The 11,257-nt window shown below is 62.7% G+C and carries 9 protein-coding genes; 3 read left to right on the top strand and 6 right to left on the bottom strand.

The features are described 5' to 3' along the window. Positions 1 to 5 precede the first annotated feature (5 nt). Positions 6 to 638, bottom strand: coding sequence for a class I SAM-dependent DNA methyltransferase (locus tag ACYHH6_RS07690; protein WP_352582126.1), 633 nt, complete (start codon positions 636 to 638; stop codon positions 6 to 8). Between the two features lie 105 nt (positions 639 to 743). On the opposite strand from ACYHH6_RS07690, the gene ACYHH6_RS07685 reads away from it, so the two are divergent. Then, a complete protein-coding gene (locus ACYHH6_RS07685) occupies positions 744 to 1,646 on the top strand; it encodes a phosphotransferase (protein ID WP_352582128.1) in 903 nt (300 codons plus the stop codon). A 10-nt stretch (positions 1,647 to 1,656) separates the two neighbouring features. On the opposite strand, the gene ACYHH6_RS07680 is transcribed toward ACYHH6_RS07685, so the two are convergent. The 3 genes from ACYHH6_RS07680 to ACYHH6_RS07670 form a co-directional block, all read right to left on the bottom strand. Further along, entirely contained in the window at positions 1,657 to 2,130 is a 474-nt protein-coding gene (locus tag ACYHH6_RS07680) for a DUF805 domain-containing protein (protein ID WP_352582130.1), read from the bottom strand. 229 nt (positions 2,131 to 2,359) lie between these two features. Further along, a complete protein-coding gene (locus tag ACYHH6_RS07675) occupies positions 2,360 to 3,283 on the bottom strand; it encodes a DMT family transporter (protein WP_352582132.1) in 924 nt (307 codons plus the stop codon). A gap of 298 nt (positions 3,284 to 3,581) precedes the next feature. Continuing rightward, entirely contained in the window at positions 3,582 to 4,877 is a 1,296-nt protein-coding gene (locus ACYHH6_RS07670) for an amidohydrolase family protein (RefSeq protein ID WP_352582134.1), read from the bottom strand. A 153-nt stretch (positions 4,878 to 5,030) separates the two neighbouring features. Here ACYHH6_RS07670 and ACYHH6_RS07665 point away from each other — a divergent pair, with 153 nt between their 5' ends. Further along, positions 5,031 to 6,785, top strand: a complete 1,755-nt coding sequence (locus ACYHH6_RS07665) for an ABC transporter ATP-binding protein (RefSeq protein ID WP_352582136.1) — start codon at positions 5,031 to 5,033, stop codon at positions 6,783 to 6,785. A 74-nt stretch (positions 6,786 to 6,859) separates the two neighbouring features. On the opposite strand, the gene ilvD is transcribed toward ACYHH6_RS07665, so the two are convergent. Further along, positions 6,860 to 8,704 (bottom strand): dihydroxy-acid dehydratase, encoded by a 1,845-nt coding sequence (gene ilvD, locus ACYHH6_RS07660; RefSeq protein ID WP_352582138.1) that lies wholly within the window; start codon positions 8,702 to 8,704, stop codon positions 6,860 to 6,862. A gap of 271 nt (positions 8,705 to 8,975) precedes the next feature. On the opposite strand from ilvD, the gene ACYHH6_RS07655 reads away from it, so the two are divergent. Next, the gene (locus ACYHH6_RS07655) at positions 8,976 to 9,446 is read left to right on the top strand and encodes a VOC family protein (RefSeq protein WP_352582140.1); all 471 of its coding nucleotides are present in this window, start codon (positions 8,976 to 8,978) and stop codon (positions 9,444 to 9,446) included. A gap of 162 nt (positions 9,447 to 9,608) precedes the next feature. Here ACYHH6_RS07655 and ACYHH6_RS07650 read toward each other — a convergent pair whose 3' ends face one another. After that, positions 9,609 to 11,201, bottom strand: coding sequence for a peptide chain release factor 3 (locus tag ACYHH6_RS07650; protein ID WP_352582142.1), 1,593 nt, complete (start codon positions 11,199 to 11,201; stop codon positions 9,609 to 9,611). Positions 11,202 to 11,257 lie beyond the last annotated feature (56 nt).

Genomic DNA, 11,257 nt, shown 5'->3' with positions numbered 1-11,257 from the left:
CTGGATCAGCTCATGCGCAGCACGAGGCCGCGGCTGGGCACCGTATCCGCCTCGCCGGGCATCGAGACATAGGGCGCAGTCTCCTCGGCGCGCACGACCCTGCCCTCAGCCTCGAGCGCAGCGATGCGTTCGGCAAAGCCGGCGTTCCACAGCGTGTTCTTGACCGTCAGCACGATGACGCCACCCGGCCGGCAGATGCGGATCAGTTCGTCCAGCCCGTCAGCGCCGACATGGCCGGAGGTGAAGACGCCGGCCGAGACGATGCCGGCATAGGCATTGTCGGCAAAGGGCAGCGGGCCGCCGAGCGCCAGGCAATGCAGCGCCGAATAGACGCCCTTTGCCGCCGCCTTAGTGAGCATGCCCTGCGAAATGTCGAGCGCCTCGACCTGGGGGTAGCCGGTAATGGCCAGCCATTCGCCGATCAGCCCGGTGCCGGCGCCGGCATCGAGCAGCGGGGCGGCGCCACGCGGCAGATGGCGGGCGAGCAGGGCCAGGCAGATCGTTGGATGGCGGTAGCCGGCGGCCGACATGTCGGCATCGTAGGTTTCCGACCAGTTGTCATAGATCGCGGCCACGTCCTCGGGCCGTTGCGCCTCATAGGCGGCGCCGAGCCCGCCATGATCCTTGTTTCCCGTCATCGCTGTTTCTCCGCCAGCTCGATGCTCACCCTCGAACCGATGATAGCCAAACGGCGAAAACTGTGGAACCGTTGTCGAAAGAAATAACACGCCAGGGCAACAGGCATGGGGATGGACGAGGTACGCGCAACACTTGCGGCGATTCCGGCACTGGCCGGCTATGACGGACCGCTGGAGCGGCTGGGCGGGATGACCAATCTCGTCTTCCGGGCCGGCGATATCTGCCTGCGTATCCCCGGCAAAGGCACCGACGAGTACATCAACCGCGCCAATGAAGCGGTGGCGGCGCGTGAGGCGGCCAAAGCCGGCGTCAGTCCCGAGGTGCTGCATGTCGACCCCAAGACGGGCGTGATGGCGAGCCGCTTCGTTGCCGGCGCCGAGACGATGTCGCCGGAGAAGTTCAAGCTGCGCGCCGGTAGCCCGGCCCGCGCAGGCGAAGCCTTTCGCAAGCTGCACGCGTCCGGCGCCGTGTTTCCGTTCCGCTTCGAGCTGTTTGCGATGATCGACGACTACCTCAACGTCTTATCGACCAAGGACGTGGCCTTGCCTCCCGGCTACCACGACGTCGTGCGCGAATCCGAAACCGTGCGTGCTGCCCTTGCCGCTCACAAGCTGCCGCTTGCCGCCTGCCATTGCGACCCGCTGTGCGAGAATTTTCTCGATACGGGCGAGCGGATGTGGATCGTCGACTGGGAATATTCAGGGATGAACGACCCGCTCTGGGATATCGGCGATCTCAGCGTCGAAGGCAAATTCGACACTGCACAAGAGGAAGAGCTGATGCGCGCCTATTTCGGCGGCGAGGCAAAGCCGGCCGAACGCGGCCGCGTCGTCATCTACAAGGCGATGTGCGACCTATTGTGGACGCTGTGGGGGTTGATCCAGCTTGCCAACAACAATCCGGTCGAGGATTTCCGTGCCTATGCCGACGGCCGTTTCGCCCGCTGCAAGACGCTGATGGAGACGCCTGAGTTTTCACGCCATCTTGCAGCTGTGCGCGCGGGCTAGACGTCGGCCTCTATTTGAAAACCCGCTCTATTTCACTCATCGTCACTGTATCGTCGGACTTTTTGCAGTACCAGACGATCAGCGCGATGGTGCCTATGGGGAACAACCCCGCAAGAAGTTGAAGCCAACCGCTTCTGTTGATGTCGTGCAGCCGGCGCGTGGTCATGGCAAGTGTCGGCAGAAGAACGGCAAGATTCCAGAGCGAGGAGATGATTTCATTGTCCACAACAAGGTCGATTAGCGAGGCAATGACAGCGACAATGATGAGGAAAAGGTAAGAATACCAGAACTCGGAGCGGCTGGCCCTGCCTGAAAAATTCACATAATTTTGGAAAAAGCTTGAAATAGCCTCGGTAAAATTCATCGGAGGCGGGATATCCCCGAAACGATTGCTGCCGGCTGGCGGCGCTCGTAGGACGAACACCAGCGGCAAGCCGATAAAGACCAAAAGGATCAGCCAATGCCAGATAGAAAAGCTACCCATTATCCCCCCAACCACAGTTTCCCCGGAGATATTGGTCTTGGCCTATCCCTGCCAAGAATCAATCCAGGATTGCGCCCGGCAGGAAATTTACACCGCAAAATATCGATGTAAATACCGAACTTTTTGACCGAACACTTCAGTAATTCTGGGCGATAATTCCATAGTTATCAGATGCTAACGCGGCATCGCTTCAAACGGTACCGTGCGATGCGCTTTACGCTCTACCGCTTCAGTTCACGCCCTTCGGCACGTTCTCCGGCGGCACCACCGTCTCGACCACCTTCTGGCGGTGGAAGATGAACAGGCCGGCGAGGACGACGATGGCCGAGCCGATCAGGATGCGCGGTCCCGGCACGTCGCCGAAGAAGGCCAGGCCGAAGATCACCGCCCACAAAAGCAGGCTGTAGTGCAGCGGCGCCAGCGTCGAGGCCGGCGCCAGTTTCAGCGCCCTGGTGATCATCAGATGGGCGCTGCAGGAGACGATGCCGAGCAGGAGCATGGCGCCGAAATCGAGCGCCGAGGGCGTGCGCCAGGCACCGATGGTCATCACGGCGCCGACTAGCAGAGTGCCGATCGTCTGCCAGGTGACCAGTGTGGTGTCGCTGGTGCCGCGCAGACGGCGGCTGAGAATGATGGCGAAAGCGAAGGCAATGCTGCCGACCAGCGCGAACATCGAGGAGAGCGAAAACGCTGCCGAGGACGGCTTCAGTATGATTAGCACGCCGCAGAAGCCGACCAGGATGGCAGCCCAGCGGCGCCATCCGACCTTTTCGCCGAGCAGAAAATGCGACAGCGCCGCCACATAGATCGGCCCGGCCATGTAGAAACTCATCACGTCGGCAAGCGGCAGATAGACAACGGCGGCATAGAACAGAGCGGTATCGACCGTTGTCGCAACCACGCGCAGAGACTGGAGGACAGGCCGCTCCATCTGGAACAGCTTCGCAGTGCGCTGGTTGGCGATCATCGGGCCAAGAACGATGAACGCGCCGATCGAGCGGATAAACACCACCTGGCCAACCGAGAAAGAGGCGACCAGCCATTTGCCCATCGCGTCGTTCAGCGCGAACATGAAGTCGCCGGCCAGCATCAAGAGAATGCCGGCCAGAAGCACGTTCCTGATCGTAAAGTTGCGAGCGAGTGACTGGGCCATGCGGCTCCCTAGCTCCAAGTCGCCGCTTTGACGAGGCAAATCGGTAAGACCAGCGGCGGAAATCGGCTGTCTCTATGCCTTTCCTGGCTATCCGTAACCTTGCTGCGAAAGCCGGGCTATTGAGGCCGCGGGCGGATGATGATCGGGCGATAGATGGTCGGCCTGTCCCAGGGATCGAAAGCCGAAACCCTTCTGAATTCGGCGCGCCGATCGAGGTCGATGCGCTGCAGGCACTCGGCAAAGGCGTCGTTCTTCTTGGTGAAGCAGATGCAATGGGCTGTTGGGCCGGCCTGATTGCCTACGACGCCGTCGCACTTGCGGCATTATGCCGGCGGTTCACCTGGCCCGGCCGCCCGGCGATCGACAGCCGCGTCTCCTGCTTCGTGCGCTCGGCCACCACCTTGCCCCTGGCAACGACGCAGAGCCGTTCGGCGCGCAGGCGCAAGGCCTCTATCGGGTTGCCGGCGTCGAGAATTACGAAGCTGGCGCGCTTGCCCACGGCAAGGCCGAGATGATCGAGGCCCATGATGGCCGCGTTGACATTGGTGACCATGTCGAAGCAGCGTGCCATGTCGGCCGGGCTCGACATTTGCGCGACGTGCAGGCCCATGAAGGCTACGTCGAGCATGTCGGCGGTGCCCAGCGAATACCAAGGGTCGAGCACGCAATCCTGGCCCCAGCCGACACGGATGCCGAGCGCCAGCATCTCCTTGACCCGGGTCAGGCCACGGCGCTTGGGAAACGTATCGTGGCGGCCCTGCAGCATGATGTTGATCAGCGGATTGGGGATCGCCGACACACCGGCCTCGGCGATGAGCGGCAGGAGCTTTGAGACGTAATAATTGTCCATCGAATGCATGGAGGTGAGGTGCGAGCCGGCCACTCTGCCGTGCAGGCCGAGGCGCTGCGTCTCATAGGCAAGCTGCTCGATATGGCGTGACAGCGGATCGTCGGTCTCGTCGCAATGCAGGTCGACCATCAGCCCGCGCTTTGCCGCGATTTCGCAAAGTTCGGTCACCGAGCGCGTGCCGTCGGCCATGGTGCGTTCGAAATGCGGGATGCCGCCGACGATGTCGACACCCATGTCGAGCGCGCGCAGCGTGTTCTGCCGCGCCGTCGGCGAGCGATAAAACCCGTCCTGCGGAAAGGCGACCAGTTGCAGGTCGATATAGGGCGCGACAATCTTCTTGACGTCGAGCAGCGCCTCGACCGCCAGCAGCCGGTCGTCGCAGACATCGACATGAGTGCGGATGGCGAGCAGCCCCATCGAGACCGCCCAGTCGCAATAGGCGAGCGCCCGCTCACGCACGGCATCATGCGTCAGCAGCGGCTTCAGCTCGCCCCACAGCGAAATGCCTTCGAGCAGCGTGCCCGAGGCGTTGATGCGCGGAATGCCGTAGGACAGCGTCGCATCCATATGGAAATGCGGGTCGACGAAGGGTGGCGAGATCAGATTGCCGTGAGCGTCGATCGCCGTGCCGGCGCTGACGTTCAACTTTGGCTCGATGGCGACGATCGTCTCGCCGACAATGCCGAGATCGGCGATAGTGCCATCAGGCAGCGTTCCGCCGCGCACAACAAGGTCGAAATCCATCTGTCGTCATCTCCCTGCAGATTGAGCGCCCTCTCGTCGTGATGGGCACCCCTCTTTTCCAAAGGTTCCATCCGGCGGCAACTCGCTCTATAAGCCGCCAGTCGCCCCCGTGGCGAATCCGAAATTCGTCTCAGTCAGGCATGGGATCAACCATTGTTTCGCTTCTTCCGTTCGACGGAAAACCAGCGCCTCATCGCGAGGCTGGTCAGGGAATCCTTCCAAGAGCACAAGTTTGGCTATGCCGCCGCGATCGCGTCGATGCTGGTGGTGGCCGCCATGACGGGCGCCAGCGCCTGGATCCTGCGCGAGATCACCAATGAATTCGTGATCTACAAGAGGCTCGACCGCGTCAACCTGATCGCCGAGGGGGTCGCGGCGATCTTCGTCCTGAAGGGCATCGCCAACTTCGTCCAGGCCTATTTCATGAGCCGGGTCGGCAACGCCATCATCGCCGACCGGCAGCGCAAGATCTACGACCGCATCCTGGCGCAAGGCATCGAGTTCTATCATTCGACCTCGTCGTCGGAGCTGATCACGCGCATGACCAACAATGCGCAGGCGGCGCGCAGCGTGCTCGACCTTGTCGTTACATCTTATGTGCGCGATCTGGTGACGATGGTTGTGCTGGTGGGGGTGATGGTCTGGCAGCAGCCGGCGCTGTCCCTGATCTGCTTCGTCATCGGCCCCATAGCCATTTACGGCGTCAACCACATTCTGAAGCGCGTGCGCAAGATTGCCGCGCAGGAATTCCGCTCGCTCGGCCAGATCGTGCAGGTGATGCAGGAAACGGCAGTGGGCGTGCGCGTTGTGAAGTCCTTCGGCCTCGAAGGCGCGATGCGCAAGCGCATGTACAAGGCCGTGTCGGACGTGGAGAACCGCGCCAACAACATCGCGACGCTGGAAGCCGCCACCAGCCCGGTAATGGAGACCCTCGCCGGGCTGGCAATTTCCGGCTCCGTCCTGGTCAGCGGATTTCTGGTTCTGGGTGGGGGCCAGATGCCGGGCAACATCATGGCCTTTATCGCAGCGCTGCTCTTGGCCTACGAACCGGCCAAGCGCCTGGCGCGCGTGCGCATCTCGCTGGAAACCGGCATTGTCGGCGTGCGCATGATGTTCCAGCTTGCCGACAGGCCGCTGACGCTGGCCGAGAAGCCCGATGCAAAGCCGCTGCAGACGGGGCCTGGCGAGATCCGTTTCGACAATGTGAGCTTCGCCTACCCCGAAAGCCCGCCGGTGTTCGAGGGACTGGACCTGACGCTTGCCGCCGGCCAGATGACGGCTCTTGTCGGGCCCTCGGGCAGCGGCAAGTCGACCATCCTCAATTTGATCATGCGCATGTACGATCCCCAGATTGGCCGCGTGATGTTCGACGGCCAGGACATTTCCGACGCCACGCTGGCTTCGGTCCGGGAAAAGATCGCCTATGTCAGCCAGGACACGTTCCTGTTTGCCGGCACAGTGATGCACAACATCCGCCTTGGCCGCCAGGACGCGACCGACGACGAGGTGATCGCCGCCGCCAAGGCCGCCAACGCGCATGATTTCATCAGCGCCATGGCCAAGGGCTATGACACGGATGTGGGCGAAAACGGCGCGCTGCTGTCAGGCGGCCAGCGCCAGCGCATCTCGATCGCGCGCGCCATGCTGCGCAATGCGGAGATCCTGCTGCTCGACGAAGCGACCAGTGCGCTCGACGCCGAATCCGAGGCGCTGTTCCGCGATGCGCTGCAGCAACTGACGGTCGGGCGCACGACGATCGTCATCGCCCACCGCCTGTCGACCGTGCACCAGGCCGACACGATCGTGGTGCTGGAAGCCGGCAAGGTGGTGGAAAGCGGCGCGCATCGCACGCTGCTCAACCAGGGCGGGCTGTATCAGAAGCTTTATGAGTATCAGTTGATGCCGTGAGGATTTCCGGATGTCGGAGCCATGCCCCCTCATCCGGCCCTTCGGGCGGCCGGATGACGGGGCTGGCGCAGACCTCACTCCGGCACGTGCCGCACCGCGCCCTTGTCGGCGCTGGTGGCGAAGGCGGCGTAGGCGCGCAGCGCCGTCGTCACCTTGCGCTTGCGCTTTTCCTCGGGCTTCCAGGCCAAGGCGCCCTTGGCCTCCATCGCGGTACGCCGAGCATCGAGTTCAGCGTCACTGACCGCCAGGTGAATGGTGCGGTTGGGGATGTCGATCTCGATCGTGTCGCCCTCCTGAACCAGTCCGATCGTGCCGCCTTCCGCCGCTTCCGGCGAGGCGTGGCCGATCGACAGGCCTGATGTGCCGCCGGAGAAGCGGCCGTCGGTGACCAGCGCGCAGGCTTTGCCGAGGCCCTTCGACTTCAGATAGCTCGTGGGATAGAGCATTTCCTGCATGCCGGGGCCGCCACGCGGTCCCTCATAGCGGATGACGACGACGTCGCCGGCCTTGATTTCGTTGGACAGGATCGCCTTGACCGAAGCGTCCTGGCTTTCGAACACCCGCGCCGGACCGGTGAATTTCAGGATCGACTCGTCGACGCCGGCCGTCTTCACGATACAGCCGTCGAGCGCCAGATTGCCCTTCAGCACAGCAAGGCCGCCGTCTTTCGAGAACGGCGTCTCGGCCGAGCGGATGACGCCTTTCTCGCGGTCGAGATCGAGCTCGTCCCAGCGGCGATCCTGGCTGAAGGCGACCTGCGTCGGCACGCCGCCGGGGGCGGCAAGGAAGAAGTCGCGAACATTCTGGCTTGTCGTGCGGGAAATATCCCAATGGTCGAGCGCTTCGCCAAGGCTCGCCGTATGCACGGTCGGCAGGTCGCGGTTGAGCAGCCTGGCATTGTCGAGCTGGCCGAGGATGGCCATGATGCCGCCGGCGCGGTGGACGTCTTCCATATGCACGTCGGATTTGGCCGGTGCGACCTTGCACAGCACCGGAACCCGCCGCGACAGCCGGTCGATGTCTTCCATGGTGAAGTCGACCTCGCCCTCATGCGCGGCCGCCAGGATGTGCAGCACGGTGTTGGTCGAGCCGCCCATGGCGATGTCGAGCGTCATCGCGTTTTCGAAGGCGCCCTTGGAGGCGATGCTGCGCGGCAATGCCGTCTCGTCATCCTGCTCATAATAGCGCTGGGCGAGATCGACGATGAGATGGCCCGCCTCGACGAACAGGCGCTTGCGGTCGGCGTGGGTCGCCAGCGTCGAGCCGTTGCCCGGCAGCGACAGGCCGAGCGCCTCGGTCAAACAATTCATCGAATTGGCGGTGAACATGCCGGAGCATGAGCCGCAGGTCGGGCAGGCGGAGCGTTCGATGACCTTGACGTCCTCGTCGGAGATCTTGTCGTCGGCGGCGGCAACCATGGCATCGACGAGGTCGAGCGCCTGCGTCTTGCCGGCCAGCACCACCTTGCCGGCTTCCATCGGGCCGCCGGAAACAAAGACGGTCGGGATGTTGAGGCGCAACGAGGCCATCAGCATGCCGGGGGTGATCTTGTCGCAATTGGAGATGCAGACCATGGCGTCGGCGCAGTGCGCATTGACCATGTATTCGACCGAGTCGGCGATCAGCTCGCGCGACGGCAGCGAATAGAGCATGCCGTCATGGCCCATGGCGATGCCGTCATCGACCGCGATGGTGTTAAATTCCTTGGCGACGCCGCCGGCCTTCTCGATCTCGCGCGCCACCAACTGGCCGAGATCCTTCAGATGGACATGGCCGGGCACGAACTGGGTGAAGGAGTTGACCACCGCAATGATCGGCTTGCCGAAATCCGAATCCTTCATGCCTGTAGCGCGCCACAGGCCGCGGGCGCCGGCCATGTTGCGGCCATGGGTGGTGGTGCGGGAACGATAGGCGGGCATGAACTTTCCTTAGCTGGCTGGCTGCGCCCAGTGCGGAGCGTGGCAGCGCTGAATTTGGATCGCAGGGTTTATAGACCGCCAAGTATGGTCTGGCCACATTTTTGCAATGCGCCAGATTCTCGTAAAAATCGGAGTTTGCGAAAAAAATTGCGGCCAGTGTCGGATCGCCTGCTGGGCGCGCGTCCTTTGGTCAACGGCAGGGGAATGGCACCATTTCTAGAGTCAGCCGTTTCATCCGTAACCGCAACCAAAACATCCCGAGGAGCTCGACATGCAAAAGATCACCACCTGCCTGTGGTTCGACGGCCAGGCCGAAGAGGCGATGAATTTCTACGTCTCCATCTTCAAGAATTCGAAGGTGCTGAGCGTTCTGCGTTGGCCCGAAGGCCGCGCCGATGCGGGCAAAGTGCTGTTGACCACGTTCGAGCTCGACGGCGTGCCGTTCCAGGCGCTCAATGGCGGACCGCAATTCAAGTTCAACGAGGCGATGTCACAGTCGATCGACTGCAAGACCCAGGAAGAGGTCCACTATTTCTGGGACAAGCTCATCGAAGGTGGCGGCGAACCGTCGCAATGCAGCTGGCTGAAGGACAAATTCGGTGTGTCGTGGCAGGTGGTGCCGGAGCAACTGCCGCGCCTGCTTCTGGATCCGGACAGGGCCAAGGCCGGCCGGGTGATGTCGGCGATGATGCAGATGAGCAAGATCGATATTGCGAAGATCGAAGCGGCGGCCAAGGGGTGAGAAGCGGTCCGCGTAGCGGACGAAAAGCCAATTGCTTGGCTTTTCGAGCTTCGAACGCCCTGAGCCGTGCGAAGGGCCGGGCGGCCATTGAGGTCGGTGCCGCCCCTCATCCGCCCTTCGGGCACCTTCTCCCCGTGAACGGGGAGAAGGCAAGATGGCGCGTCAAGCCGCCTTGTCGCGGACTTGATAGTCCTTGATCGTCGCGAAGCGGATAGCCTTCCAGCGCTCGGCTTCGTAGTTCAGCGAGAAGGCGTGCTGGGCCAGGAACACCGGGTCATTGTCGAGGTCGCGGGCGATGTCGCCGCGATGCGCCTCGATGAAGCGAAGCGTCTCGGCCTTGTCGTCAGCCGATATCCAGCGGCAGACGGAAAAGCGCGACATCTCAAATTCGACCGGCAGAGTGTATTCGAAATTCAGACGTTCCTTCAAAACGTCGAGCTGCAGGGCGCCGACCACACCCACGATAGCCGGTGACCCATCCTCAGGCGAAAACAGCTGCACGACGCCTTCCTCAGCCATCTGATGCAGCGCTTCCTTGAGCTTCTTGGCCTTCATCGCGTCGCCCAGGCGCACACGGCGCAGGATTTCCGGGGCGAAATTCGGCACGCCGCGAAACAGGATCTCCTCGCCCTCGGTCAGAGTGTCGCCGATGCGCAGCGTGCCGTGGTTGGGGATGCCGACGACATCGCCGGCAAAGGCCTCGTCGGCGGTGACACGGGTGCGGGCGAAGAAGAATTGCGGCGCCGACAGGCTCATCGGCTTGCCGGTGCGCACCAGCTTGGCCTTCATGCCGCGCTCGAGCTTGCCGGAGCAGACACGCACGAAAGCGATTCGGTCGCGGTGGTTGGGGTCCATGTTGGCCTGGATCTTGAAGACGAAGGAGGTCATCTTCTCCTCGGTCGCCTCGACCTTGCGGGTGTCGGCCTCCTGCGCGCGCGGCGGCGGCCCGAAGGCGCCGAGCGCCTCGATGAGGTCGCGCACGCCATAATTGCGCAGCGCCGAGCCGAAATAGACCGGCGTCAGATGGCCTTCGCGGAACGCGTCAATATCAAGAGGTCGGCAAGCCTCCCGCGCCAGCTCCAGTTCCTCGATGAAGGCTTCGCGCTCGTTTTCCGGCAAAAGGCCGGCGACGCGGTTGGAATCGGGACCGTTGACCGGCGTGCGCTCTTTCTCCGCATCGCCCTTGCGCACGGCGTTCAGCGCCAGGTGATAGGTGCCGGCAAACGTCTTGCCGCGGCCGATCGGCCAGGTAATGGGGGCCGTGTCCAGCGCCAGCTTCTGCTCGATCTCGTCCAGAATCTCAAACGGGTCGCGGCTTTCGCGGTCCATCTTGTTGATGAAGGTGATAATCGGGATGTCACGCAGCCGGCAGACCTCGAACAGTTTCAGCGTGCGCGGCTCGATGCCCTTGGCGGCGTCGATGACCATGACCGCCGAGTCCACTGCCGACAGCGTGCGATAGGTGTCGTCGGCGAAATCCTCGTGGCCGGGCGTGTCGAGCAGGTTGAAGACATTGTCTTCATACTCGAAGGTCATCACCGAGGTGACGACCGAAATGCCGCGCTCGCGCTCGATCTTCATCCAGTCGGACCGGGTCTGGATGCGATCCTTCTTGGCCTTGACCTCGCCGGCAAGCTGAATGGCGCCGCCGAACAGCAGAAGCTTTTCGGTGAGCGTCGTCTTGCCGGCGTCGGGGTGGGCGATGATCGCGAAAGTGCGGCGGCGCGCCACTTCCTCTTGTATTGCTTCAGGCATTCTCTGGGATTTCCGTGTGACAGGCCGGGCTTCTAGCAGCGCAGTGTCGGGCTGTC

Source organism: Mesorhizobium sp. P171375, assembly GCF_057786075.1.
This window is presented reverse-complemented; position numbering and strand designations above follow the sequence as displayed.

Bases quoted from the DNA above. Each gene is read 5' to 3' on its own strand.
- ACYHH6_RS07690 (WP_352582126.1), bottom strand. From the start codon at position 638: ATGACGGGAAACAAGGATCATGGCGGGCTCGGCGCCGCCTATGAGGCG.
- ACYHH6_RS07685 (WP_352582128.1), top strand. From the start codon at position 744: ATGGGGATGGACGAGGTACGCGCAACACTTGCGGCGATTCCGGCACTG.
- ACYHH6_RS07680 (WP_352582130.1), bottom strand. From the start codon at position 2,130: ATGGGTAGCTTTTCTATCTGGCATTGGCTGATCCTTTTGGTCTTTATC.
- ACYHH6_RS07675 (WP_352582132.1), bottom strand. From the start codon at position 3,283: ATGGCCCAGTCACTCGCTCGCAACTTTACGATCAGGAACGTGCTTCTG.
- ACYHH6_RS07670 (WP_352582134.1), bottom strand. From the start codon at position 4,877: ATGGATTTCGACCTTGTTGTGCGCGGCGGAACGCTGCCTGATGGCACT.
- ilvD (WP_352582138.1), bottom strand. From the start codon at position 8,704: ATGCCCGCCTATCGTTCCCGCACCACCACCCATGGCCGCAACATGGCC.
- ACYHH6_RS07655 (WP_352582140.1), top strand. From the start codon at position 8,976: ATGCAAAAGATCACCACCTGCCTGTGGTTCGACGGCCAGGCCGAAGAG.
- ACYHH6_RS07650 (WP_352582142.1), bottom strand. From the start codon at position 11,201: ATGCCTGAAGCAATACAAGAGGAAGTGGCGCGCCGCCGCACTTTCGCG.